Source organism: Actinomadura formosensis NBRC 14204 (assembly GCF_001552155.1).
Taxonomy (GTDB): domain Bacteria; phylum Actinomycetota; class Actinomycetes; order Streptosporangiales; family Streptosporangiaceae; genus Spirillospora; species Spirillospora formosensis.
This window is the reverse complement of sequence record NZ_BCQQ01000110.1, coordinates 1-24,025: the sequence shown is the minus strand read 5'-3', so window position 1 is coordinate 24,025 and position 24,025 is coordinate 1. Positions and strand designations below refer to the sequence as shown.

The 24,025-nt window shown below is 74.8% G+C and carries 24 protein-coding genes; 5 read left to right on the top strand and 19 right to left on the bottom strand.

Annotated features, from left to right (window positions below):
* Both AF1_RS35330 and AF1_RS24585 read left to right on the top strand, forming a co-directional pair.
* A partial coding sequence (locus tag AF1_RS35330) for a hypothetical protein (RefSeq protein WP_409360251.1) occupies positions 1–188 on the top strand: 188 nt, incomplete at its 5' end.
* Positions 185–2,656: a transglutaminase TgpA family protein gene (locus AF1_RS24585; protein ID WP_242609033.1), complete on the top strand. Its 2,472-nt coding sequence runs from the start codon at positions 185–187 to the stop codon at positions 2,654–2,656. The genes AF1_RS35330 and AF1_RS24585, both read left to right, overlap by 4 nt.
* 81 nt (positions 2,657–2,737) lie before the next feature.
* Here AF1_RS24585 and AF1_RS24580 read toward each other — a convergent pair whose 3' ends face one another.
* The 6 genes from AF1_RS24580 to AF1_RS24555 form a co-directional block, all read right to left on the bottom strand.
* A complete protein-coding gene (locus AF1_RS24580) occupies positions 2,738–3,127 on the bottom strand; it encodes a DUF3040 domain-containing protein (RefSeq protein ID WP_067803914.1) in 390 nt (129 codons plus the stop codon).
* Between the two features lie 147 nt (positions 3,128–3,274).
* Positions 3,275–4,540 carry a DNA polymerase IV gene (locus AF1_RS24575; RefSeq protein WP_084263296.1) on the bottom strand — a complete coding sequence of 422 codons (1,266 nt, stop codon included), beginning with the start codon at positions 4,538–4,540 and terminating at the stop codon, positions 3,275–3,277.
* 5 nt (positions 4,541–4,545) lie between these two features.
* A complete protein-coding gene (locus tag AF1_RS24570; RefSeq protein WP_131732996.1) occupies positions 4,546–5,331 on the bottom strand; it encodes a methyltransferase domain-containing protein in 786 nt (261 codons plus the stop codon).
* Positions 5,332–5,548: 217 nt separating this feature from the next.
* A complete protein-coding gene (nusB, locus tag AF1_RS24565) occupies positions 5,549–5,965 on the bottom strand; it encodes a transcription antitermination factor NusB (RefSeq protein ID WP_067803892.1) in 417 nt (138 codons plus the stop codon).
* Positions 5,965–6,522: an elongation factor P gene (efp, locus tag AF1_RS24560; protein WP_067803889.1), complete on the bottom strand. Its 558-nt coding sequence runs from the start codon at positions 6,520–6,522 to the stop codon at positions 5,965–5,967. The genes nusB and efp overlap by 1 nt, the downstream gene beginning before the upstream one ends.
* Positions 6,523–6,555: 33 nt before the next feature.
* Entirely contained in the window at positions 6,556–7,632 is a 1,077-nt protein-coding gene (locus AF1_RS24555; RefSeq protein WP_067803886.1) for a M24 family metallopeptidase, read from the bottom strand.
* A gap of 162 nt (positions 7,633–7,794) precedes the next feature.
* Here AF1_RS24555 and AF1_RS24550 point away from each other — a divergent pair, with 162 nt between their 5' ends.
* Positions 7,795–9,273 (top strand): flavin monoamine oxidase family protein, encoded by a 1,479-nt coding sequence (locus tag AF1_RS24550; protein WP_207394225.1) that lies wholly within the window; start codon positions 7,795–7,797, stop codon positions 9,271–9,273.
* A 37-nt stretch (positions 9,274–9,310) separates the two neighbouring features.
* Here the strand turns inward: AF1_RS24550 and AF1_RS24545 are convergent, their stop codons facing one another.
* On the bottom strand, positions 9,311–10,357 hold the full coding sequence (locus AF1_RS24545; RefSeq protein WP_067803902.1) for an LLM class F420-dependent oxidoreductase: 1,047 nt from the start codon (positions 10,355–10,357) through the stop codon (positions 9,311–9,313).
* Between the two features lie 64 nt (positions 10,358–10,421).
* Positions 10,422–11,087 (bottom strand): enoyl-CoA hydratase-related protein, encoded by a 666-nt coding sequence (locus tag AF1_RS24540; RefSeq protein WP_084263297.1) that lies wholly within the window; start codon positions 11,085–11,087, stop codon positions 10,422–10,424.
* Positions 11,088–11,231: 144 nt separating this feature from the next.
* Between AF1_RS24540 and AF1_RS24535 the strand changes: the two genes are divergently transcribed.
* Positions 11,232–11,807 (top strand): TetR/AcrR family transcriptional regulator, encoded by a 576-nt coding sequence (locus tag AF1_RS24535; RefSeq protein ID WP_067803880.1) that lies wholly within the window; start codon positions 11,232–11,234, stop codon positions 11,805–11,807.
* Positions 11,808–11,818: 11 nt separating this feature from the next.
* On the opposite strand, the gene aroQ is transcribed toward AF1_RS24535, so the two are convergent.
* The 10 genes from aroQ to AF1_RS34765 all read right to left on the bottom strand — a co-directional run bounded on the left by aroQ (position 11,819) and on the right by AF1_RS34765 (position 21,583).
* Complete coding sequence (gene aroQ / locus AF1_RS24530) at positions 11,819–12,268, bottom strand: type II 3-dehydroquinate dehydratase (protein ID WP_067803876.1); 450 nt, start codon at positions 12,266–12,268, stop codon at positions 11,819–11,821.
* Positions 12,265–13,338 carry a 3-dehydroquinate synthase gene (aroB, locus tag AF1_RS24525; protein WP_067803871.1) on the bottom strand — a complete coding sequence of 358 codons (1,074 nt, stop codon included), beginning with the start codon at positions 13,336–13,338 and terminating at the stop codon, positions 12,265–12,267. The genes aroQ and aroB overlap by 4 nt, the downstream gene beginning before the upstream one ends.
* On the bottom strand, positions 13,335–13,868 hold the full coding sequence (locus AF1_RS24520; RefSeq protein ID WP_067803899.1) for a shikimate kinase: 534 nt from the start codon (positions 13,866–13,868) through the stop codon (positions 13,335–13,337). Before AF1_RS24520 ends, aroB begins: the two co-directional genes overlap by 4 nt.
* Before the next feature lie 8 nt (positions 13,869–13,876).
* A complete protein-coding gene (gene aroC / locus AF1_RS24515) occupies positions 13,877–15,055 on the bottom strand; it encodes a chorismate synthase (RefSeq protein ID WP_067803866.1) in 1,179 nt (392 codons plus the stop codon).
* A gap of 87 nt (positions 15,056–15,142) precedes the next feature.
* Entirely contained in the window at positions 15,143–15,742 is a 600-nt protein-coding gene (locus tag AF1_RS24510; RefSeq protein ID WP_067803863.1) for a nitroreductase family protein, read from the bottom strand.
* A gap of 13 nt (positions 15,743–15,755) precedes the next feature.
* Complete coding sequence (locus AF1_RS24505) at positions 15,756–16,523, bottom strand: SDR family NAD(P)-dependent oxidoreductase (protein ID WP_067803860.1); 768 nt, start codon at positions 16,521–16,523, stop codon at positions 15,756–15,758.
* Positions 16,523–17,449, bottom strand: a complete 927-nt coding sequence (locus AF1_RS24500) for a sulfotransferase (RefSeq protein ID WP_067803857.1) — start codon at positions 17,447–17,449, stop codon at positions 16,523–16,525. The genes AF1_RS24505 and AF1_RS24500 overlap by 1 nt, the downstream gene beginning before the upstream one ends.
* On the bottom strand, positions 17,449–18,708 hold the full coding sequence (locus AF1_RS24495; RefSeq protein ID WP_084263294.1) for a DegT/DnrJ/EryC1/StrS family aminotransferase: 1,260 nt from the start codon (positions 18,706–18,708) through the stop codon (positions 17,449–17,451). The genes AF1_RS24500 and AF1_RS24495 overlap by 1 nt, the downstream gene beginning before the upstream one ends.
* A 32-nt stretch (positions 18,709–18,740) precedes the next feature.
* Positions 18,741–21,410 carry a type 2 lanthipeptide synthetase LanM family protein gene (locus AF1_RS24490; RefSeq protein WP_067803855.1) on the bottom strand — a complete coding sequence of 890 codons (2,670 nt, stop codon included), beginning with the start codon at positions 21,408–21,410 and terminating at the stop codon, positions 18,741–18,743.
* Positions 21,407–21,583, bottom strand: coding sequence for a hypothetical protein (locus AF1_RS34765; RefSeq protein ID WP_157419292.1), 177 nt, complete (start codon positions 21,581–21,583; stop codon positions 21,407–21,409). Before AF1_RS34765 ends, AF1_RS24490 begins: the two co-directional genes overlap by 4 nt.
* 194 nt (positions 21,584–21,777) lie before the next feature.
* On the opposite strand from AF1_RS34765, the gene AF1_RS24485 reads away from it, so the two are divergent.
* The gene (locus AF1_RS24485; protein WP_217999844.1) at positions 21,778–22,647 is read left to right on the top strand and encodes a family 3 encapsulin nanocompartment shell protein; all 870 of its coding nucleotides are present in this window, start codon (positions 21,778–21,780) and stop codon (positions 22,645–22,647) included.
* A gap of 406 nt (positions 22,648–23,053) precedes the next feature.
* On the opposite strand, the gene AF1_RS24480 is transcribed toward AF1_RS24485, so the two are convergent.
* On the bottom strand, positions 23,054–24,025 hold a 972-nt coding region (locus AF1_RS24480), incomplete at its 5' end, for an MFS transporter (protein ID WP_067803852.1).

The following is a 24,025-nucleotide window of genomic DNA, read 5'->3' as shown; positions in this document are numbered from 1 at the left end:
GGGCGCCGGCGGACGGCGGCGGCGCGGACGCGGGCTCGGCGCCCGCGCGGCCGGCCGCCGAGACGACCGCGGGACTGCTGCGCGCGGCCGGATGGCGGGTGCTGTCCATCCAGTCCGCCGCGGAGCTCGCCCACGCGTGGACGACGGCCGGCAAGGCCGGCGAGGACTTCGTCAGGGACGGTTCATGAGGATCCGGATGACGGTCATGGCCGGGCTGGCGACGCTCGCCGGCTCCCTCGGCCTCTACCCGCTGTTCGAGAGGGCCGGCTGGTTCTGGGCGGGGTTCGGCGCGGTGCTCGCCGTCGCGGGCGGCGGGCTGCTGGCCCGGCGGCTGCGGCTGCCCGCGCTGCTGAACCCGGTGTTCGGGCTGGCGGCGCTGCTGCTCTACCTCGACCTCGTCTACGCCGCGGGCAAGGCGTGGCTGTGGCTCATCCCGTCGCCGGAGTCGGTGCGCGAGCTGGCCGATCTCGCCGGGGAGGGCTGGCGGGCCGCGAACCGGTACGCGGCGCCGGTCCCGCTCGTCCCCGGGATCACGATGCTGACCGCCACCGGGATCGGGCTGGTCGCCGTCCTGGTCGACCTGCTCGCCGTGCGGCTGCGCCGCACCGCCACCGCCGGGCTGCCGCTGCTCGCCATGTACAGCGTGCCCGCGGCGGTCCGCGAGGACGGCGTGGGCTGGCTGGCGTTCGGCGTGGGCGCGCTCGGCTTCCTCGGCCTGCTGATGGCCGACGCCCGCGAGCGGGTCGGCGGCTGGGGCCGCACGGTCACCGCGCACCGCCGGCCCCCGCAGGTCCCGCTGGCCGGGGCGGACCCGCGTCCCGACGAGGAGATGGTGCGGCCCGACGCTGCGGGGCTGGCGGCGAGCGGCCGGCGGATCGCGATCGGCGCGGTCGCCGTCGCGGTGGTGCTGCCCGCCGCCGTGCCCGGCCTGCAGCCGCGCGGCGCGTTCGGGCTGGGCGGCCGCTCCGGTCAGGGCACGCAGACCGTGACCACCCCGGACCCGCTCGTCAGCCTGAAACGGGAGCTGACCCGGCTGGACGACTCGATCGTCCTCACCTACCAGACCGACGACCCGGAAGGCCCCGACTACCTGCGGCTCTACTCGCTCGACCGGTTCGACGGCGACCGGTGGACCTACAGCCCGCTGAAGAGCAGTTCCAAGGACCGGGTCGCCGGGGGACGGACGCTGCCGCCGCCGCCGGGGCTGTCCATCGCCCGCACGCACGACGTGACGACCACGGTCCGCGTGCGGTCCGAGGTCAAGAACATGACGTTCCTGCCGGTGCCGTACGCGCCGGCCGAGGTGTCGATCAAGGGCGACTGGCGGGTGCACGCCTCGTCGCTGATGGTCTACTCGCTGCGCGACTCCGCGGGCGGGCGCTCCTACACCGTGCGGAGCGTGCGCACGGACCCCTCCACCGGGCAGCTCGCCGCCGCGGGCGGCTACCCCGCCGAGATCGTGTCGCACTACACGGCGGTGCCGAAGAACATCCCGCAGCAGATCCGCAGGCTCGCCGAGCAGATCACCGCCGGGTCGGCGACGGCGCTCACCCAGGCCGTGCGGCTGCAGCGCTGGTTCACCGCCACCGGCGGGTTCACCTACGACCTGTCCGCGCCGGCGCCGCAGCGCGGCAGCGACCTGGTCGACTTCCTGCTGCACAGCAAGCGCGGCTACTGCGAGCAGTTCGCCGCGTCGATGGCGCTGATGGCCCGCATCCTCGGCATCCCCTCCCGGGTGGCGATGGGGTACACGCCGGGCGGCGAGGTCAAGCCGGGCGAGTGGGTCGTCCGGTCGCGGGACGCGCACGCCTGGCCCGAGCTGTTCTTCCCCGGTTCCGGCTGGGTCCGCTTCGAGCCGACCCCGGCGGGCGCGGGCGGGCAGGGCACCGCGGTCGCGCCGCCCTACAGCCGCCCGGCCATCAGCACCGGCGGCGGAACCGGCGGCGAGGTCGCGCCGGAGCCGGACCCCTCCCCCGGCGGCCCCGCGACGGCCTCCCCCGGTGCGGGCGACCGGCACCGCAACGACGAGGGCGCCGGCGGCACCGTCACCGCGCAAGACGACGCGGAGAGCGGGTTCACCCCGGCGCCCTGGCTGGCGGGCGCGCTCCTGGCACTGCTGCTGATGGGGGTGCCGATGGCGCTGCGGATGGTGACCCGGCGTCGCCGCTGGACCGCACTGGCCTCGGCGCCCGTCCCACCGCCGCCCGGCGCCCGGCGGGACGGGACGCGGGCGGCGCCCGATCCGGCGGGTGCGGCGCACGCGGCGTGGCGGGAGATGCGCGCCGACGCGCTCGACCACGGGCTCGAATGGCGGGCCAGCGACTCTCCGCGTGCGACCGCCCGCCGCCTCGGTGAACTGCTGGAACTGGACACGGCGAGCGCGCAGGCCCTCACCCGCATCGCCCGCGCCGAGGAACTGGCCCGCTACTCCCGGTCCTGCTCGGCGGAGCCGGCCGAGCGGCTGCGCGCCGACGTCAAGACCGTCCGGGCGGGGTTCGCCGCGTCCGTGGGGCGCCGGGCCCGCTGGCGCGCCCGGCTGCTGCCGCCGTCGACGGTGGCGCAGACGCACACCGCGTTCCGCGCCGCCGGGGACCGGGCGCTGGAGGCCACCGCCCGCCTGAGCGAGCTGCCGGCCCGCCTGCGCCGCCGCGGCTAGCAGGGGGGTCACGCCCCCGGGATACGCGTTCGTCCCGGCCCGCGATCGATCCGCGGAGCCGGGACGCTCGTCATGCCGGGGTCAGTCGCCTTCGGTGCGGCGGCGCCAGCGCTCTTCCATGCGCTCCATGAATCCCGCCTTGGCGGGACGGGCCGGGCTTCCGCCGCGCGGGGGCTCGTTTCCGATGCCGGTCATCCGCTTCCAGCTCGTCAACGCCCAGACGCAGCACACCACCATCAGCAGGAAACCGGTCACGCTGATCGCGATCGTGACGGTGCCCTCATTGATCACGAGGCCGGCCATCAGGGCGCCGACGCCCACGAGGAACCCGAGGGCGGCCTTGATGATCCGGCGCTTGTAGTGGACCTGGGGGTTGGTCGAGCGAACCGCGTGAGCGAACTTCGGATCCTCGGCGTACAGAGCCGATTCGATCTGTTCGAGCATGCGCTGCTCGTGCTCAGAGAGCGGCACGGCACCTCCCAACGACAGCTCCGCGACCGGTTCTCCGATGCGGGACGCGAACGTCAACGGTGATATGCCCAGAATACGAGCACTGTCGAGCGTGCGGAAGCGAACGGCCCACCGAGGGCCCGGTACCGGTCACCTCACCGCCTTCTTTCATTGTCTTCCGTCCCTGCCGTCACGTCCGTCACCATCCGCCGCACGCCGGACGAGCGCGGCGGGGCGGACCGCACCGTGGCCGAACCGGTGCGCGACCTGGTCCATGGCTCGCTCGGCCTCACGCCAGCCGCGTTCCGGCTCGTCGAAGGCGAGCTGACGGGGGGCCTCGCCGGCGGGGCCCAGGTTCTCCACCCGTACCCCGACCAGACGGAGTGGTACCCGTTCCAGCCCGGCCGCCTCGTACAACTCGCAGGCTGTGACATAGATCACACGAGCGAGGTCGGTCGGCTCGCTCAGCGTGCGCGCCCGGGTGATCGTCTTGAAGTCGGCCATCCGCAGTTTGACGCCGACCGTCCGGCCGGCGTTCCCGCTCTCACGCAGCCGCGCGCCGGTCCTGTCCGCCAGCCGCAGCAGCGAACGGCGGATGACCTCCGGGTCGGCGACGTCGGTGTCGAACGTCTCCTCCGCACCGATGCTCTTGTCCGGGGTGTGCGGGACGACCTCGCGCGGGTCGCGGCCCCAGGCCAGCTCGTGCAGGTGCGCGCCCAACGCGGTGCCCAGCTCGCGTTGCAGCGTGGCCGGCGGCACCTGGGCGAGCTGCCCGACCGTCCGCAGCCCGAGCCGGGTGAGGGTCTGCTCCGTCCGTTCTCCGACACCCCACAGCGACGCGACGGGCAGCGGGTGCAGGAAGTCGACGACGCCGTCGGCGGGCACGACGAGCAGCCCGTCCGGTTTACAGCGGGTCGAGGCGAGCTTGGCGATGAACTTGGTGCTCGCGACGCCGACCGAGCAGGTGATGCCCTGCTGGTCGCGCACCTGCTCGCGGACCATCCGCGCGATCTCGGCGGGCCGGCCGAGCCGCCGCCGGGCGCCCGCCACGTCGAGGAACGCCTCGTCCAGCGACAGGCCCTCCACCAGCGGCGTGATCGATCGGAAGAGCTCGAACACCGCGGCGGACACGCGGGAGTACTTGCCGTGGCTCACCGGCAGCACGCTCGCCCGCGGGCACAGCCGCCGCGCCCGCGTCATCGGCATCGCCGAGTGCACGCCGAACGCGCGGGCCTCGTAGGAGGCCGCGGACACCACCCCGCGCGGCCCGGCGCCGCCCACGATCACGGGGCGTCCGCGCAGCTCGGGACGTTCGAGCAGCTCGACGCTGACGAAGAACGCGTCCATGTCCACGTGCAGGATGGCGCAGCCGGTGTCGTCGGCGGGCGGCCCCGGCTGCGGACCGGGCCGATGCAGCTGCTGCTTGCGGCTCACGGGTACTACCCGGCCGGCTTGTCGGCCACCAGGTGCAGCTGGGCCGCCAGGTCCCGCAGGACGGGGTGGACGGCCGCGACCGACTCCAGCGCGATCAGCGCGTCGGCGGAGTCGGCGTCGCCGTCCAGCAGGCCGCTCGGCACCAGGTCGGTGAAGATCCGTACGCCGTGCAGCTCGGCGACCCGCAGGCCCGCGCCCCGGGCGAGCGCGGTCAGCGTCTCCCGGGTGAAGCGGCGGGGCATCCGGTCGCCCTCGCCCCACCGCCCGGACGGGTCGGTCAGCACCCGCCGGGCATCGTCGAAGTGCCCGGACACGGCGCGGTGCAGCGCGGCGGCGATCTGCCCGGCGGCCAGCACGCTGACCGAGCCGCCCGGGCGGACGGCGCCGGTCAGCGCGGCCATCGCCGCGGCGGGCTCGTCGACGTACTCCAGCACGCTGTGGCACAGCACGAGGTCGGCGGCGTCCGGGCCGAGCAGGTCGGGCAGGTCGGCGGCGTCGCCCTGCATCGCGCGGACCCGCACCCCGGACTCGGCCGCGCGGCGCTCCAGCGCGGCGAGCGCGTCGGGGTTGGCGTCGACCACGGTGACCCGGTGCCCCAGCTCGGCGAGCGGGACCGCGAACCCGCCGGTGCCGCCGCCGACGTCCACGACGTCGCTCGGGCCGGCCTCGGGGGCGATGCGGGCGAGAACGGTGCGCAGGGCATCCCACAGGACCGCGTTGCGCACCCGGGCGCCGCCTCGCACCCGCTTCTGCTGCCGGCCCGTCACGGCCACTCCCCTAACGTCGTTCATTCCCGAAGAGCTTATTGCAGTTCCCGGCGCCGGAGGGCCTTGGCGGCCCTCCGGCGCCGGGAACCGCGTGCGATCGCCGCACCGCTCCGGCTCCCCTGGCGGCCTGCTGCACGATCGGCTTCCCGCGGGCTCGGCACCGCCTTCGAACGCGATCGCCGACGTTGAGGTCGTCACTGCGCCGGCTGAGGTGGCCGCAGTGGCGGGTGCCGCTCGGCATTTACAGGACGAGGGAGGGCTTCAGCTGCTGGAGGCGCGACAGCAGGCCGTTGACGAAGCGCGGCGACTCGTCGGTGGACAGTTCGGCCGCCAGCCCTACCGCCTCACTGACCGCGACGGCGTCCGGGACGTCGTCGACCCACAGCAGCTCGAACGCGCCCATCCGCAGGATGTTGCGGTCGACGGCGGGCATCCGCTCCAGCGTCCACCCGGTCGCGTAGGTGGCGATCAGCTCGTCGATGCGTTCCCGGTGCTCCTGGACGCCCTCGATCAGCCGGACGGCATGCGGGAACTCGGCCAGCTCGTCCTGGTTGGGACGGCCCCGCGCCGCGAGCACCGCCGCCGGCTCCTCCTCCCGCAGCTCCGCCGCGAAGAGGATGTCGAGGGCGAGTTTGCGCGCCTTGGTGCGAGCGGCCATCAGGCCCGGCCGAGGTACTCGCCGGAGCGGGTGTCGACCTTGACCTTCTCGCCGGTGGTGATGAACAGCGGAACCTGGATCTGCGCGCCGGTCTCCACGGTGGCGGGCTTGCTGCCGCCGGTGGAGCGGTCGCCCTGCAGGCCCGGCTCGGTCTCGGTGATCTCCAGCACGACGGCCGCGGGCAGCTCGACGTACAGCGGCGTCTCGTTGTTGAACGCGATCACGGCGTTCTGCTCGGGGAGCAGGTAGTTCGCCGCGTCGCCGACGACGGCCTCCGGGATGTGCGGCTGGTCGTAGGTCTCGGTGTCCATGAAGACGAAGTCCTCGCCCTCGCGGTAGAGGTACTGCATCTCCCGCTTGTCGACGCTCGCCACCTCGACCTTGGTGCCGGCGTTGAAGGTCTTGTCGACGACCTTCCCGGACAGCACGTTCTTGAGCTTGGTGCGGACGAACGCGCCGCCCTTGCCGGGCTTGACGTGCTGGAACTCCAGGACGGTCCACAGCTGGCCGTCGAGGTTCAGCGTCATGCCGTTCTTCAGGTCGTTCGTCGTCGCCACTGCGTTGTTCTCCCAGTCGTGGGCCCCGCGCGTCTACAGGACGAGCAGGTCCTTGGTCGTCGTGGTGAGGAGCTCCGGGCCGTCCGCGCGGACCACGAACGTGTCCTCGATGCGGACGCCGCCCCGGCCGGTGAGGTAGACCCCGGGCTCCGCTGTGATCGGAACTCGATCCACCAGTTTACCGGTTTGGTCGTACCCCATGAGCGGCGCTTCGTGGATCTCCAGGCCGACCCCGTGCCCGAGCCCGTGGGTGAACGCGTCGCCGTGCCCGGCGGCGGTGATGATGTCGCGGGCGGCGGCGTCGACGTCCTTGACGTCCGCGCCGGGGACGGCCGCGTCGACTGCGGCGCGCTGCGCCCGGTGGACGAGGTCGTAGACGTCGCGCTGCCAGCCGGCGGGCTCGCCGATCGCGACGGTGCGGGTCATGTCGGCGTGGTAGCCGCCGTACAGGGCGCCGAAGTCCATGGTGACGAGGTCGCCCGCCTGGAATTCGCGTCCACCGGGGTGGTGGTGCGGGACGGCGCCGTTCGGGCCGGACGCGACGATCGTCTCGAACGCGGTGCCCTCGGCGCCGAAGTCCACCATGGCCCGTTCGAGCGCGACCGCGACGGCCCGCTCGGTGACGCCCGCGCGGATCTCGGGGAGGACGGCCTCGAAGGCGCGGTCGGTGATCGCGCACGCCTCGCGCAGCAGCGCGATCTCCTCCTCGTCCTTGACCCTGCGCAGGTCCTCCACGAGGTGGCCGAGCGGCATCAGCTCGGCCTCCGTGTCCGCGAGGAGGGCCGTGTGCTGTTCGACGGTGAGGTCGTGGGCCTCGAAGCCGAGCCGGCCGTGGCCGCCCGCGGCGGCCCGCGCCACCAGCGCCGTCGCGACCTTCCGATCGACGACGAGGGGCAGTTCCGGGCAGACCTCCGCGGCCGTTCCCGCGTACCGGCCGTCGGTCGCGAGCACGGCCGGGCCGTCGGCCGGGATGAGCAGCGCGGCCCGCGAGCTGTCGAGGCCGGTCAGGTAGCGGACGTTCACGAGCCGCGTGACCAGCAGCGCGTCGGCGTCGCCGGCGGCGACGAGCGCGGCCAGCCTGCGGCGCCGCGCGAAGTGCGTCTCCCCCATACTCCAGGACTCTAGATCATCGCCCGGCAGGGCGCGGTGGCGGCCGTCTCGACGCGGTCACGAAACATGAAGAACCCTCGACTTATACCTGAGGGTCGGCCTACCGTGACCGACCGTGTGACTCTTCCGTCCCCGCATGGACTTCCCCCGGGAGGGATCCCCTTGACCCGAGTCAGCCGCCGCAGACTGCTCGGCACGGGCGCGCTCACCGCCGCCGGAGCGGCCGTCTCCGCCGCCGCGGCACCGTCCGCCGCCGCCCGCACCGCGCCCCTCGGCACCGACGTGGTGATCGTCGGGGCCGGTCTGGCCGGCCTGACCGCCGCCCGCGACCTGGTCGCCGCCGGCCGGTCCGTGCTCGTCCTGGAGGCACGGGAGCGGCCCGGCGGACGCGTGTACGGCCTGCCGCTCGGCGACGGCACCACCAGCGAGGGCGGCGCCGAGTTCATCGGCCCGACGCAGGACCGCATCGCCGCGCTCGCCAAGGACATGGGCGTCGCGACCTTCGCCACCTACAACGAGGGCAAGAACGTCTATTACCGCGACGGCAAGCGGTCCCTGTACGCGACCGACGGCGTCCTCGGCGCCGTCCCGCCGGACTGGGGCGTCCTCGACCTGGAGGTCGCGCTGCTCAAGCTCGGCGACATGATCAAGGAGGTGCCGGTCGGCGAGCCGTGGAAGGCGGCGAAGGCCGAGGAGTGGGACGCCCAGACGTTCCACACCTGGTCGCGGTCCAACGCGCTGAGCGGCGGCGCGCGGTTCCTGATGGACGCGTTCGCCTCCGCGACGCTGTCGGTGCGCTCGCAGGAGATCTCGCTGCTGTACCTGCTGAACTACGCGGCCTCGGCGGGCAACGAGAGCACCCCGGGGACGATCGACCGGCTGATCGGCACCAGGGGCGGCGCGCAGGAGTCCCGGTTCGCCGGCGGCTCGCAGGAGGTGCCGGTCCGGCTGGCGGCGAAGCTGGGCGACATCGTCCGCTACGACGCGCCGGTGCGGTCCATCGTGACCGGGTCCGGCGGCGTCACCGTCACCGCGGACGGGCTCACGGTGTCGGCGAAGCGGGTCGTGGTCGCGATGTCCCCGGCCGTCGCCGGGAGGATCGACTACTCGCCGGCCCTGCCCGCGAGCCGGGCGCAGCTGATGCAGCGCTACCCGATGGGCTCGATCGCCAAGTTCGTCGCCGTCTACGACACCCCGTTCTGGCGGGCGGACGGCCTGACCGGGCAGGCGATCGCCGACAGCGGCGCGATCGACGCGACATTCGACAACAGCCCGCCGGACGGGTCGCGCGGCATCCTGATGGGCTTCATGAACCAGGCCAACGTCCGCGGGCTGGACGGCGCGTCCGCGGACCGGGTGCGGGCCGCGGGCCTCGACTCGTTCACCAGGCTGTTCGGCGACAGGGCCGCCCTCCCGAAGATCACGGCGTTCCAGCGCTGGGACAACGAGACATGGAGCGGCGGCGGGCCGGTCGGGGTCGCCCCGCCCGGCGTCCTCACCGCGTTCGGCCCCGCGCTGCGCGCGCCGTGCGGGCCGATCCACTGGGCGGGCACCGAGACGTCCGGCTACTGGACGGGGTACATGGACGGCGCCGTCCGCTCCGGCGAACGCGTCGCCAGGGAGGTCGACGCCGCCCTCTGACAGCGGGCCGGCCGCCCGCGCCGGCCGGCCCGGGCGGCTACAGGTCGGCGGCCATCTCCTTGACCTTCTCGATCAGGGCGAGCCGGCCCTTGTGGTCGCCGGCGATCGGGGACACGTTCAGCGTGGTGACCCCGGACTCCCTCATCGCGGCGAGCCGCTCGCGGACGTGCCCCTCGGAGCCGATGAGCGACATCTTCTCCAGCAGTTCGTGCGGCACCTTCGCGGCGGCCTCGTCCTTCTTGCCGTCCAGGTACAGGTCCTGGATCTCCTCGGCCTCCTTCTCGAAGCCGTACCGGCGGGCGAGGTCGTTGTAGAAGTTCTTGCCCTTGGCCCCCATGCCGCCGATGTAGAGCGCCGCCATCGGGCGTCCGAACTCCAGGTAGTCCTGGACGTCGTCGCCGATGGCGAGCGCGGCCTGGCCGACCACGTCCAATTCGCCGAGGGCCGGGTCTCGGCGCGCCTTGCCGGCGGCGAGGGACGCACCCCACACGTCCGCGGCCTTCTCCGGCATGTAGAAGATCGGCTCCCAGCCGTTGGCGATCTCGGCGGTCTGCTCGACGTTCTTCGGGCCGATCGCGGCGACCAGGATCGGGATGTCGGCGCGCACCGGGTGGTTGATGAGCTTCAGCGCCTTGCCGAGGCCGGTGCCCCGGTCCTCCGGCAGCGGCAGCGTGTAGTACTTGCCGTCGTACTGGAGCCGCTCGCGCCGCCACACCTTGCGGCAGATCTCGATGACCTCGCGGGTGCGGCCGAGCGGCGCGGTGTAGGGGACGCCGTGGAAGCCCTCGATGACCTGCGGGCCGGACGCGCCGATGCCGAGCGTGAACCGCCCGTCCGACACGTAGTCGAGGCCGGCGGCGGTCTGCGCCAGCGCGGTCGGCGTCCGCGAGTAGATGTTGAGGATGCCGGAGGCGATCTCCACCCGCTCGGTCTTGGCGGCGATGTAGCCCATCTGGCTCACCGCGTCGAAGCTGTACGCCTCCGCGACATAGACGATGTCGAGGCCGGCCTTCTCGTAGTCGGCCAGTTCCGCGACGGTCTCCTTGAAACCGCCCGAGTAGCTGAGCGCCATCCCGATGCGCATCGGCATCCCCTCCCTAAACCGAATCTGATTCCAGTGGACCGTAACCCATTCCGCCGCCCCCGGGTCAGGGCAGGGCGGGACCGCGCAGCGCGTCCAGCGTCGGCCGGTACAGGTCGGTGCGGATCTTCGCGACGGTCCCGCCGTTCTTGCCCGCCAGCGACGCCGCCAGTTCGACGGCCGCGGGCAGGACCTCCTCCTCGGCGGCGATCCGCTGGACGATCCCGGCCTCCCGCGCCTGTTCGGCGGTGTACCGGCGGCCGGTCAGCATGGCCTCGTGCGCGGTGGCCTTCGACAGCCGTCCCTTGATCAGCGCGTTCATCCCCGGCGTGAAGCTCATCCCGAGATCGACCTCGGGCAGGCAGAAGTAGCCGCGGTCCGTCCGCATGACGGCGAAGTCGTGGCAGAGGGCGAGCATGCCGCCGCCGGCGAACGCGTGCCCGTTCAGCGCCGCGACCGTGGGCATCGGCAACTCCAGGACGCGCGCGAACAGGCCGTGGACGCGCCGCAGGTACTCCTCGAACTTGTCCCGGTTCGCGCCGAGCCAGTCCAGATCGAGGCCGTTGGAGTAGAACTTGCCGGTGCCCACGGTGACCAGGGCGCCGGGCCCGTCGTTCTTGGCCACGGTGTCGAGCGCGCCCTCGACCGCGCCGAGGAAGTCGGGGCCGAACCGGTTCTCACCGGCGTCGAACCGCAGGACGTACACGTCTCCGTCACGCTGGAGGTCGATCACGAGGTTCTCCTTCATCCGGGCCCGACCGGGCCCTACTCGCGAGTAGCCAGATCGTATCGGCAGGACGCCCGTCATGGGCACCTTCCTCTATGACGGTCGTCATGGGCAACGCGAACACCCTATGATGAATGTCATAATCGGCTCATGGGGACCGACAGCCGGGAACGCATGGTGCGCAGCGCCGCCTACCTCTTCCGCGAGCGCGGCTACAGCGGGACCGGGTTCCGCGACGTCATCGCGCACAGCGGCGCCCCGCGCGGGTCGATCTACCACCACTTCCCGAACGGCAAGGCGCAGCTCGCCGAGGAGGCCGTCCGCTACGCCGGCGACTTCCTCAACGCCGGCATCCTCGCCGCCACCGAGGGCGGCGACGCCGCGTCCGCCGTGGACGCCTTCGTCGGCTGGTGGCGGCAGGTCCTCATCAAGAGCGAGTTCCGGGCGGGCTGCCCCGTCGTCGCGGTCACCGTGGAGTCCCACGACGACGCCCCGCAGCTCGCCGCGGCCGCCGCCGCGGTGTTCGGCCGCTGGCAGGACACCCTCGCCACCGGCCTCGGCAACGCCGGTGTCCCCGACGACCGCGCCGCCCGCCTGGCCCGGCTCATCGTCGCCGCCGTCGAGGGCGCCACCATCCTCTGCCGCGCCCACCGCGACGTGGCCCCCCTGGACGACGTGGTGGCCGAGCTCAAGGACCTGACGCGGACCGCCGTCCGGGAGAGGTGACGGCGCCGGAGCTACGCGCGTTCCTCCTCGGCGAGCATCCCGGCGATCGCCTGGAGGGCCAGGACGTAGGACATGGACCCGAAGCCGGCGATGGTGCCGGTGGCGACGCCCGCGACGACGGAGGTGTGGCGGAACTCCTCGCGGGCCGCGGGGTTGCTGATGTGGACCTCGACGAGCGGGGCGGTGCGCTGGGCGAGGGCGTCGCGCAGGGAGTAGGAGTAGTGGGTGAACGCGGCCGGGTTCAGCACCATCGGGACGCGTTCGTCGGCGGCCTCGTGCACCCAGCGCACCAGCTCGGCCTCGTCGTCGGTCTGCCGGACCTCGACATTGAGGTCGAGGCGGCGGCCGGTGTCGCGGCACAGGGCGGCGAGGTCGTCGAACCCGGTCGTCCCGTACACGTCGGGTTCGCGGGTCCCGAGGCGCCGGAGGTTGGGGCCGTTCAGGACGAGCACGCGGGTCATCGGCCGATCTCCCGGTAGGCGGCGGCGAGCAGCTCCTCGTCCGGGCCTTCGAGGCGGCCCGGCCGCGCGATGCCGTCCAGGACGACGAAGCGGAGCGTCTTCCCGCGTGACTTCTTGTCGATGGTCATGGTGGCGCGCAGGCCGGGCCAGTCGGCGGCGTAGGAGACCGGCAGGCCGACCGAGCCGAGGATGTCGCGGTGCCGCTGGACGGTCTCGGCGGGCAGGCGCCCGGCGAGACGGGACAGCTCGGCGGCGTAGACCATGCCGATCGCGACGGCGTGGCCGTGCCGGAACCGGTAGTCCTCGGCCTTCTCGATGGCGTGGGCGAGGGTGTGCCCGTAGTTGAGGATCTCGCGGAGGTCGCTCTCCCTGAGGTCGGCGGAGACGACGTCGGCCTTGACCCGGACGGCGCGTTCCACCAGCTCGCGGGTGTGCGGGCCGTCCGGGGACGCGGCGCCCTCCGGGTCGTCCTCGACCAGGTCCAGGATCGCGGGGTCGGCGATGAAACCGGCCTTGATGATCTCGGCGAGGCCGCTGACGTAGTCCTCGCGCGGCATGGTCATCAGCGTGGCCAGGTCGCACAGGACGCCGGCGGGCGGATGGAACGCGCCGACGAGGTTCTTGCCCTCGGGGATGTTGATGCCGGTCTTGCCGCCGACCGCCGCGTCCACCATGCCGAGCAGCGTCGTCGGGACCAGCACGGCCCGCACCCCGCGCAGCCACGACGCCGCCGCGAACCCGGCGAGGTCGGTGGTGGCGCCGCCGCCGACGCCGACGACCACGTCCGTGCGGGTCATGCCGGACCGGGCGAAGGACGACCACAGGCCGGCGAGGACACCGGCCTCCTTGGCCGCCTCGCCGTCCGGGACGGGCAGCGCGTGGACGGTGTGTCCGGCCTGTTCGAGCACGCCGCGGACGGGGTGCGCGATCTCCGGCAGGCCCTCGGCGTGCACGACGGCGACGGTGCGGGCGCCGCCACCGACCATGGCGGGCAGCTCGCCGAGGACGCCCGTCCCGATGACGACGTCGTACGGGTCGGGGCCGCCGACGCGCACCCGCGCGGGTGTCACTCTTCCTCCCCGCGCTCGCCGGCGGGGGCGGCGTCCAGCGCCGCCGCGATCTCTTCGACGATCTCGGCGGGGTCGCGGCCGTCGGTGTCGACGCTGACCGTGGCGAGCCGCTCGTAGACCGGCAGGCGCTCCTCCAGGAGCTTGCGCATCTGGCTGCGCGGGTTCAGCACGAGCAGCGGCCGCGCGGTCGCGAGACCGACCCGCTTGATCGCCTCCGGCAGCCCGACCTTCAGGTAGACGACGGTGTGCCCGCCGAGCAGTTCCTGCGTCTCGGCGGCGAGGACGGCGCCGCCGCCGAGCGCGACGACGCCCCCGTGCTCGGCGAGGGCCGCCGCGACGGCCGCGCGCTCCAGTTCGCGGAAGCGCTCCTCGCCGTCGTCGATGAAGATCTCGCCGATCGGCTTGCCCGCCACGGCCTCGACATCGGTGTCGGTGTCGCGCAGCGGGACGCCGAGGCGCTCGGCGAGCGCGCCGCCGATCGTGGTCTTGCCCGAGCCGGGCGGCCCGATGATGACTGCCTTCGGTCGCATGGTCCCGTTCACTTGATCGTCAGGGCGGACAGGTATCCCCGCAGGTTGCGCGCGGTCTCCTCGGCGGAGTCGCCGCCGAACTTCTCCAGCGCCGCGTCCGCGAGGACCAGCGCCACCATCGCCTCGGCGACCACCCCGGCGGCGGGGACGGCGGTGACGTCGCTGCGCTGGTTGATCGCCTTGGCGGGCTCGCCGGTCCGCACGTCGATGGTGTCGAGGCGGCGCGGCACGGTCGAGATCGGCTTCATCGCGGCCCGGACCCGCAGCGCCTCGCCGGTCGTCATGCCGCCCTCGACGCCGCCGGCCCGGTTGGTGCGGCGGCGGACGCCCTCCGGGGTGCCGTCGATCTCGTCGTGCGCCCGCGATCCGGGGCGCCGCGCGGTGGTGAACCCGTCGCCCAGCTCCACCCCCTTGATCGCCTGGATGCCCATGAGGGCGCCGGCGAGCCGCGAGTCGAGCCGCCGGTCCCAGTGGACGTGGCTGCCGAGGCCGGGCGGCAGGCCGTAGGCGAGGACCTCCACGACGCCGCCGAGGGTGTCGCCGGCCTTCTTCATCTCGTCGATGTGCGCGACCATCCTGGCCGACGCCTCCGCGTCGAAGCAGCGCACCGGGCTCTGGTCCACCCGCGCGAGGTCGCCGGGCCCCGGCAGGACGCCGCCCGGCGCCTCGACCTCGCCGAGCGCGAGCACGTGGCTGAGGACGTCCACGCCGAGGGCCTGCTTGAGGAACGCCTTGGCGACCGTGCCGAGCGCGACCCGCGCCGCGGTCTCCCGGGCGCTCGCCCGCTCCAGCACGGGGCGGGCGTCGTCGAACCCGTACTTCTGCATGCCGACGAGGTCGGCGTGCCCGGGCCTCGGCTGCGACAGCGGCGCGTTGCGCGCCTGGGCCGCAAGGACGGCGGCGTCCACGGGGTCGGCCGACATGACCGTCTCCCACTTGGGCCACTCGGTGTTGCCGACCTCGATCGCGACCGGCCCGCCGAGCGTCACCCCGTGCCGGACCCCGCCGAGGATCGTCACCTCGTCCTGCTCGAACTTCATCCGGGCGCCCCGCCCGTGCCCGAGCCGCCGGCGGCGCAGTTCCTCGACGATGTCCGCCGAGGTCACGCGCACACCGGCCGGCAGCCCCTCCACGATCGCGGTCAGGGCCGGGCCGTGGGACTCCCCCGCGGTCAACCAGCGCAGCATGCGAACGATCCTATTGAGTCCGCGCACCCGCCCGTGACGGCGTCCACCATCTGAGAGGCCCGGCCGCGGGGGTCCGGCGGCCCGGTCCTAGCCGGGCCGCTCCCAGGATTCGTGGCGGACGAGGGCGTCGAGGGGTTTGCGCATCGAGCGCAGGCGGGCGGTGTCGGACGGCGGTGTGGCGTCCTCGCGGGGGTGGCCGATCGTGATGACGCCGACCACGGCGATGTCGTCCGGCAGGCCGAGCAGCGCCTTGAGCTCGTCCGTGCGGCGGACGGTCGCGAACCCCGCCGCGAGGCCCGCGTCGATCGCGGCGAGCTGGAGCAGCATGAGGAACGCCCCGGAGTCGACCCACCAGTAGGGGGCGGGCCAGTCGATCTCCTCGCCGTCGATGAGCTTGTCGGGCCGGGTGTAGCGGTCGTGGTAGTCGTCCTCGCGGATGCCGAGGACCATGAGCACCGGCGCGACCGACAGCCACCTGTCCGGGTAGAGGTGCTCCTCGGCGCATTCGGCGATGCGCTCGCGGGTCGCGCGGCGGGTCACCACGACCAGGCGGTGGCCCTGGCTGAACCCGGCGCTCGGTGCCCTGCGGATCACCCGGACGATCTTCTCCACGGTCTCGGCGGGGACGGGGTCGTCCCGGTAGCGGCGGACCATCCGCCGGGCCGCGAGCACATCGTCGAACTCCACTGCGTCTCCGTTCTCAGATGCCCTGGCTGAGGCCGCCGTCGACCAGCAGCGTCGTTCCGGTGATGAACCCGGCCCGCTCGGAGGCGAGGAACGCGGCGGCGGCGCCGAAGTCGCCGGGCGCGCCGAGGCGGCCGAGCGGGACGCCGGCGGCGATCTCCGCCAGGTCCGCGTCGCGGTCGGCGCCGAGGAGCGCCTCGACGGCGGGGGTGAGGTGGTAGCCGGGTGCCAGGACGTTGACGGTGACCCCGGCCGGGCCCAGTTCGCGGACGAGCGCCTTGGCGAACCCGGCGAGCGCGGGCCGCACGGTGCTGGACAGCGCGAGCCGGGGCGTCGGCTGCCGCATCGTCTCGGAGGCGATCATGAGCACGCGGCCCCAGCCCGCCTCCACCATGTGCGGGACCGCCGCCTGGACGAGCGCGATGTGCGACAGCACGCACAGGTCGACCGCGTCGCGGTAGGCGTCCAGGCCGAACCCGAGTCCGGGGCCGGGCGGCGGGCCGCCCGCGTTCGTCACCAGGACGTGGGGCCCGCCGAGGTCGGCGGCGGTGCGTTCCACCCAGGCGGCCGCCGCGGCGTGGTCGCGGACGTCGAGCCGGGCGGGGACGGCTCGTCCCGGGCCCGCCGCGCCGATCTGCTCGGCGGCCGCCTCCAGCTTCGCCTCGTCGCGCCCGCAGAACGCGACGTCCGCGCCGGCGGCGGCGAGTTCACGGGCGGTGGCCAGGCCGAGGCCGCTGGTCGCGGCGGCGACCAGCGCGACCCGGCCGCACAGGCCGAGATCCATCAGACCCCCTCGGGGACGCGGGCGGGGACGGGACGCAGCGGGTAGCCGTAGCGGGCCAGCAGCGGCGCGGCGAGCGCGGTGGCGACGACGCGGGCGGAGGCGGGCTGGGCGCGCACCCATGCGTCGTCCTCCCGTATCCGGACGCGGCCCTGCCGCAGCCGGTCGGGGTTGCCGGTCACGGTGTGGTTGACGCCGAGCCGGGCGGTGCCGTCGCCGCCGACGGGCGGGTCTCCGGTGAGACCCGCGTGCGCCATCACCCGCATCAGCTCGGCGCGGGGGCGCGCGGTGAAGTCCTCGTAGCGGAGCCGCAGGCAGCGGCCGGGGAACGCGTGGGCGACACGTTCGGACGCCAGGTTGAACCCCGTCCAGTAGGCGGTGCTGCGGGCGGGGCCCATCGCCGGGATGTACTCCTTCGCGCGCCGCCACGACTCGGCGGTGGCGCGCGGGTCGCGCACGACGTGCAGGACGCGGGCGTCCACGCCGGGCGCGCCGCACAGCGCGGCGGCCTCGGCGGGGAACTTGCCGGTGTCGACGACGAGCCCGGCGCCGGTCTCGGCGGCGATCGCCTCGTACAGCCGGACCAGGTCGCGCACGGCCGGCACGGGAGGGCGGGCGTGCCGGGCGTCGGCGAGCCGGCGGCCGGTGTGCCGGGTCCGCAGCGCGGCCCGCTGGCGCCCGGCGGCGCGTTCGGCGTGCCAGGCGGGATCGTCACCGGCGAGCCGCCCGATGACGGCCTTCCACAGCGGGCACGACGCGAGCTCCCGCCCGCAGCCGCAGAGCGTGTTGGTGCCGCGGCCGAGGACGCCGTTCGTCCACAGGTAGCGGAGTTCGCCGGTGTGGACGGCGCCGGGCACCTCGCCGAGGAGGTTGCCGAGCAGGGTCGTTCCGCTGCGGCACCAGCCCGTCACGTACAGGACGCGGACCATCAGACGCGTCCGGTGCCGGAGCCGACGACCTTCCGGACGGCCTCGACGACGTGGTCCCGGTCGCGTTCGGTGAGGTTGGCCGACAGCGGGATGTCGATCGACTCGTCGAGCCGCGCGGCCGTCACGGGGTACTCGGCGCGGGCACGGTCCGCGTCCGGGAACAGGAACCGCCAGTTCCAGAACGCGCGGACGTTGGTGTCGCCGGGGTCGCCGAGGGCGCGGGCGCCGATGCCCTCGGCGCGCAGCGCGGCGGCGGTCCACGCGGTGGCGCGGGCGCCGGCGCCGGGCAGCCGGAAGACGAGCGCCTCGCCGAGGTAGGCGTGGTCGGCGACGGGGCGGCGCAGCGCGATGCCGGGCACGCCGGCGAGCCGCCCGGCGACGTCGTCGTAGTTGCGGCGGTGGGCGGCGAGCCGGTCGGGCAGCCGGCGCAGCATCGGCCGGGCGAGCGCGGCGCGGATCTCGTCCATCCGCAGGCTGTAGATCGGCAGCGCCAGGTCGTCGACGGGGGGCGGCGGCCCGTCGAAGTGCCGCGCCATGCGTCCCTCGTAGGCGCCGGAGTAGACGACCGCGCGGGCGTGCACGGCGGGGTCGCGGGCGAGCAGGAATCCGCCCTCGCCGGTGTTGAGCGACTTGTCGGACTGGGTGCTGAACGCGCCCGCGTCGCCGAACGTGCCGAGCGGGCGGCCGTTGAGCCGGGCGCCGAGCGCGGGCACCGCGTCCTCGACGACGGGGACGCCGCGCTCGCGGGCGAGGGCGCAGATCGCGTCCATGTCGGAGGCGAACCCGCGCATGTGCACGACGACGATCGCGCGGACGTCGGGTGTGAGGCGGCGGCGCAGGTCGGCCACGTCCAGGTGCAGATCGTCGTCGCATTCGACGAGGACGGGGCGGTGCCCGGCGAGCAGGATCGCGCTGGGCGTCGCGGCGAAGGTGAAGGCGGGGCAGGCGACGGGCGAGCCGGGCGGCAGGTCGAGCGCGAGCAGCGCCAGGGTGATCGCGGCGGTGCCGCTGGCGCACGACAGCGCGTGCGGGACGCCGAAGTACGCGCACAGGTCCCGCTCGAACCGGCCGGTCTGCGTCTCGGCGTAGGGGCGGTGGTCGTAGCGGAAGTAGAGCCGGTCCCGGATCGCGTCGAGCGCGGCGTGCAGGTCGTCCTCGTCGATGAAGACGTCGCCCTTGTCGTAGGTCGGCCAGGGGTCGGTGCGCACCGGCGCGGCGCCGTCGATGGCGAGCAGGCCGGGCTGAACGTCCACGGTCATGTCGTCTCCTCCACGGGGAACGGGAGCATGGCTCAGGGGTGCGGGGGCGCCAGCGTGAGCACCGGGGGCACGTCGGCGGGGAACGCGCGGCGCAGCAGCCCGAAGCCGATGCCGGACAGGCCGGCGAGCAGGCCGGGGGCGGGGACGGGCAGGGCGGTGCGCCATCCGGCGGGCGGGCGGGCGGCGGGCTCGCCGAGGGCGGTCAGCAGGTCCAGCAGCCCGGACGTGCCGTGGCAGAGCGAGTCGTCCGGGAGCGGGCCGGCCGCGCGGGCGGTCGCGGCGGCGGTGCCGAGGGAACGCTCCAGGCCGGTGTCGGCGAACACGGTGTCGCCGAGCACTGAGCGCAGTTCCAGCAGGGCGAGGCCGGTCCCGGCGGCGCCCTGGCACCAGCCGGGCTCGGCGCCCGCGGCCGGGGCGGCGAGCGCCCGCGCGCGGGACGCGTGGCGCGGGTCGCCGAGCAGGGCGTGCAGGCGGGCCAGGGCGACCGCCGCGCCGGGCGCGCCGTATCCGAAGCCGGGGCCGGCCGGGTCCATGGCCATGAGCCGTTCACCGGCGGCCCGTGCCGCCTCCCTCACCCGCCCGTCGGGCAGCACGGCGTGCAGGGCGAGCGCGGACAGGAGCACGCCGGCCTCGCCGTCCAGGACGTCCGGGCCGGGCGCCGCGGGGGTGGCGAGCAGCGCGTCGCGTGCCGTCTCGGCCAGGTCGGCGCGGCCGTGGACGGCGGCGGCGTGCGCGAGATGGTGGACGGGGCCGGGGCCCGCCGCGCCGGCGCGGACCCGGCGGGCGACCTCGTCCGCGACCCGTTCCGCCAGCCTCCCGGCCCGCGGCTCGCCCGTCACGGCGGACAGGTACGACAGGAACAGCCCGATGCCGGGCAGGCCGCCGTAGAGGTCGAGCCCGGCGGGCACGACGCGGCGGGACGCGGCGTCCACGACCTCGACGGTGAGCCAGCCGATCCGGTCGCCGTCCCGCACGGCCGTCTCCTCCAGCCGCCGGGCGATCTGCAGGGCGTGCCGGACGGGGTCGTCGCCGGGCGCGGCGGGGACGCGGTGCCCGGCGCGCGGCCGGGTGTCCAGCGCGGCCAGGCTCGCGTCGATGATCTCCGTCTGGGCGGCGAGGTCGCTCTCGCCCAGCGCGGCGAGCCGCACCGCGGTCTCCTCCAGCGGCGCGGCCGGCAGGACGCCGGGCAGGCGTGTCCCGTCCTCCAGCCACACGTCGCGGTGCCCGGGGCGGATCTCGAACACCGGTACCTCGCCGCGCCGCAGCGCCGCCTTCTCCGCGCCGATGAGCGTCTCGCGGTGCGGGACGCCGGGCCAGCCGGCGTCGAGCCGGGCGAGCCCGCGTTCGTGGACGGCGGGATCGCGCACCGCCTCCGGCCGCCAGCCCTCCAGCAGGAGCCGGACATAGAGGAACGTCGACAGCTGGATCAGCCGGACCGGGACGTCCGCGCAGCCGTGCAGCGGCCCGCCCGGCGCGAGCAGGCCGGTTCCGGCGGCGGCCAGGCGGCGGTAGGCGAAGGCGTACCCGGCGGCGAGCGCGTCCCGGTACGGGCGCGGGTCGACGGTGCCGCCGTCCGGCGTGCGCAGCCGCCCGGCGGGCGCGGGAACGCTCCGGTAGCCGAGCCTGACCCGCATCCGGTCGGTGCCCGGCTCCTCGACGATCGGCGTGGGGATGAGGGAGCGGCGGCCCGGGGAGATGCCGAGCGGGCTGATGTCGACACCGAAGGGACGTTCGGTGCCGGCGTCGGGCATGACGAGCGGGCCGGGCAGCAGGCCGGTGCGCAGCACGGACGCGGCCAGCCGCTCGGCGGCCGGGTCGCCGAGCCGCGCGCGGCGCGCCATCGGCTGCGTCCCCTCGGTGTGGAACAGCGCCTCCAGGTCGATCACCACGGGGTCGGCGCCCGCGGCGATCACGTTGTCGGCGTGCAGGTCGTAGCCGTGCACCGGGTGGGTCAGCGCGAGCAGCGCGCCCATCCGCCAGAAGAACGCCGGGAGCCGCTCCCGCGCGCAGGGGGCGGGCTCGATGTACTCGCTCCAGCCCCGGTCGCCGCGGTCCAGCACCCGGGGCCGCCGCAGCGGGTGCGCCACGCCGCCGGACGCGTTGAACCAGCCGAGGAGCCGGTCGAAGCAGTGGTCGATGGCCAGGCTCCGCGGCTTGTAGACGACCGTGCCGCGCTCGAAGCGGACGAGCGCGACCGTCCGCCCGCCGCGGTGCGTCTCGGCGGACCCGAAGACGACGTCGGCGACGGCCCCGAGCTCCCCGAAGGTCTCGGTGAGGGCGGGCAGGTCGGCGGCGAGGTCGCGGGCGAAGGCCGCGCGGGCGGCGGCCCAGCCGTCCAGCAGGGCGGCGGCCTGCCGGGCGAGGACGGGGTACTCCGCCCAGATCCGCCGTGCGTTCTCCGGTTCGCGCAGGCTCCGCAGGAAGGACGCGTAACGCTGTTCAGGGGTCGCCCCGGGCAGTCCCCGCCGCCTCGCCGCGGCGAGTTCGCGCGTCAGCGCCGGCTGGACGGCCATCGCGAGCCAGCCGAGCGGCGGTTCGCGGACGAGCGGCTCCGCGAGCCCGTCCGGCAGCGCGGGCAGCGCGCGCAGCCGGTCGCGCAGGCCGTCCCGCGCCGCGCCGATCAGGGGCCGCGCGATCTCCAGCAGGCCCAGCCCGCCCAGGTCGCCGGAGGCACCGGAACGGGCCGCCGTCGCGGTGCTCATCCCGCGTCACCCGGCGCGCCGCCGGCCTTCGGCTCCCCGTCGCGGGTCAGGACGCGCAGGGGGCAGCCGGGGGCCGGGCGGACGGCCGGGCGCGGGCCCGTTCCGCGCAGGGGATCGAGCACGGGATCGGCGAATCCCATGGCCCACCCGGTGTCATTATCCGTCTCCGGCATGTCACCTCCCTTGCAATACGCTACGAAGTTCTACCATGGCCAATTTTTTCAAACAAGATCGACGGAGGCCCTTTTCATTTCTCCTTCTCCGTGCTTACTCTCTGGGTTGGCACGGTGCAGGACCGGCATCGTGCATTTGTCGGCCGGCCCGAGATCCGGGTGGCCGCGCAAAGCATGGCTGAGGGGAGTTCTCCGTGCTGGACTACCTCATCGACGACCCCGCGCTGCGTGTCCGCAGCCCGGGCGAGGAACTGGCGATCGCGGTCGCGCGGGCGGCCGGCGGCGACGCGGCGGTCCGGCTCCGGGCGCCGCTGACCACGCTGTTCCCGCTCGCCTCGACCCGGCCGCGGCCGACCGTCCGCGAGCAGGCCAAGGGCGGCACCGTCACCGACCGGACCCTGCGTTACGTGCGGGAGCACCGGGACACCGGGCGCGACGCCGAACGCGGAACCCGCTACGACGCGACGCCCGAGGCGGTGTTCCGCCCGGCGGTCGCCAAGGCCGAGCTGACGGAGATCTCCGTCGCCGTCCCGGTCCCCGCCGACCTGTGCGCCGACCCCGCCCTGCTCGCCCGGTTCGTCGACCACCGCGTGACCGTCCGCCTGTGCACCGTGGAGAACGAGGTGCTGCTGCACGGCAGCGGCGACGGCGCGATCCCCGGCCTGCTGCGCCTGGACGGCCTGCGCCGCCGCGCCGCGCCGCAGCGGGACGCGCGGGCCGGCGGGGTGATGGACGCGCTGATGAGCGGCTGCGCCGAGGTCGAGGAGATGGGCGGCTCATGCGACGGGCTGGTCATGCACCCCGCCCTGTACTGGCGGCTCGTGGGCGGCGGCGCACTGCCCTCGCTGGATGCGGCCGGGCTGCGCGTCACCCGCACCCGCATGATCGGGCGGGACCGGGTGCTGCTCGGCGACTTCCGCGCGGGCATCACCCTGCTGGACGGGGAGGAGTCGACGCTCGCGCTGCGCCGCCCGGCCGGCGACGGGGACGCGACGATCAGTGCCGCGATGCGGCTCGGCCTGGCCGTGCACCTGCCCCAGCACTTCCTCCTCCTCGCCCTCTGACCCGCCCTTCGGCTCCCCCGGACGCGGCCGCCCCGGGCGCCCCCCGCCGTGCCCGATCCGGCCGCACCGCTCCCCCGGGCCCGGATGTCCGGACCCGTGCAAGCCGAGAAGTGGAGGTGACCCGTATGCGCACGCCCCCGTGGTGACGTTCCGCGCCCGTTCCCGTCCCGGCGAGACCAGGAGGTGAATCGCATGCGCACGAAGCCGTGGTGATTTCATCCGCACCCTCGACGATTCTTCACCCCCGAGGAGGAAAAATGCGCACGACTCCGTGGTAAGCCATCACCGGCACTCCGCGAACAACAGGAAGGCATCACAACAATGGCCACGTGCCGATGCCGTTGATGTCATCCACATTTCAACCGAGCAATTTCGGTCGTACTGATTCGCGGCAGTGGGCGCCGGATCACCGATGCCGGCGCAGCGGCGCCCGCGGTACCCTCCAGGGCCGCGGGCGCCCCCCTTTCACCGCGGCGGCGCCGGTGAGCGCCGTCGCCAGCAGGCCCGCCGCGAGCCCCGCCCAGGCGACGTGGAACGCCGTCCCGGTCGGCTCGTGCAGCACCGCCGCGAGGCCGCCGATGCCGGCCGCCGCGCCGGCGGACCGGGCCAGCATGATCAGCGCGCTGCCGCTGCCGAACCGGGCGGGCGGGACGGCCTCCATCGCGATCGTCTCGATCGCCACGGCGGCGGCCGCCATCCCGGCCGTCCCGGCCACCAGCGCGGGCAGCAGCACCACCGGGTAGCTCCGCCCGGCGCCGAGCGCCTCCGCCGCAAGGGGCCAGCACCAGCCGGCGGCGCCGAGCGCGCCGCCGGCGACCGTGACCGTCCGCGCGCCCGCCCGGCGCACCAGCGACCCGCTCCGCCAGGAGACGACGGCCGAGGTCAGCGGGCCGGGAGTGAGCGCGAACCCGGCGGCGAGCGCCGAGTAGTCCCACCGCGCGGTCAGGAACAGCGCCACACACAGCGCCACCGCGAACTGGGTGACGCTGAGCAGCGCCATCGCCGCGTTGCCCGCCGCCGTGGACGCGGCCCGCAGCAGCGTGAAGTCGGCCGCCGGGCGGGGATGCCGCAGCGACCGGCGCACCCCGAGGCACGTCAGCGCGGCGCCGGCGGCGATCGCGGCGCCGGTCCGGGCGTCCGTCCAGCCCCACTCCGGGCCCTGCACGACGCCCAGCACCAGTGCGGCGATACCGCCCGCGAGCAGCACCGTGCCGAGCAGATCGGGCATCCCGTGCCCGTGCGCGCGGCGGGCCGGGACGCCGGCCGCCGCGCAGGCCAGGGCGAGCGCGCCGAGCGGCAGGTTGATCAGGAAGATCCAGCGCCAGCCGCCGAGCGCCAGCAGCGCGGCGCCGAGCGCGGGCCCGCTCGCGCCGGCGAC

Coding starts and splice junctions, on each gene's coding strand:
- aroC (WP_067803866.1), bottom strand. CDS start 15,055: ATGCTGCGCTGGTTGACCGCGGGGGAGTCCCACGGCCCGGCCCTGACC.
- nusB (WP_067803892.1), bottom strand. CDS start 5,965: ATGGCCGCTCGCACCAAGGCGCGCAAACTCGCCCTCGACATCCTCTTC.
- AF1_RS24500 (WP_067803857.1), bottom strand. CDS start 17,449: ATGGTCCGCGTCCTGTACGTGACGGGCTGGTGCCGCAGCGGAACGACC.
- AF1_RS24545 (WP_067803902.1), bottom strand. CDS start 10,357: ATGCGCATCGGGATGGCGCTCAGCTACTCGGGCGGTTTCAAGGAGACC.
- AF1_RS24520 (WP_067803899.1), bottom strand. CDS start 13,868: ATGCGACCGAAGGCAGTCATCATCGGGCCGCCCGGCTCGGGCAAGACC.
- AF1_RS24535 (WP_067803880.1), top strand. CDS start 11,232: ATGGGGACCGACAGCCGGGAACGCATGGTGCGCAGCGCCGCCTACCTC.
- AF1_RS24495 (WP_084263294.1), bottom strand. CDS start 18,708: ATGACCGTGGACGTTCAGCCCGGCCTGCTCGCCATCGACGGCGCCGCG.
- AF1_RS24505 (WP_067803860.1), bottom strand. CDS start 16,523: ATGGATCTCGGCCTGTGCGGCCGGGTCGCGCTGGTCGCCGCCGCGACC.
- aroQ (WP_067803876.1), bottom strand. CDS start 12,268: ATGACCCGCGTGCTCGTCCTGAACGGCCCCAACCTCCGGCGCCTCGGG.
- AF1_RS34765 (WP_157419292.1), bottom strand. CDS start 21,583: ATGCCGGAGACGGATAATGACACCGGGTGGGCCATGGGATTCGCCGAT.
- AF1_RS24585 (WP_242609033.1), top strand. CDS start 185: ATGAGGATCCGGATGACGGTCATGGCCGGGCTGGCGACGCTCGCCGGC.
- AF1_RS24490 (WP_067803855.1), bottom strand. CDS start 21,410: ATGAGCACCGCGACGGCGGCCCGTTCCGGTGCCTCCGGCGACCTGGGC.
- AF1_RS24555 (WP_067803886.1), bottom strand. CDS start 7,632: ATGGGGGAGACGCACTTCGCGCGGCGCCGCAGGCTGGCCGCGCTCGTC.
- AF1_RS24570 (WP_131732996.1), bottom strand. CDS start 5,331: ATGAACGACGTTAGGGGAGTGGCCGTGACGGGCCGGCAGCAGAAGCGG.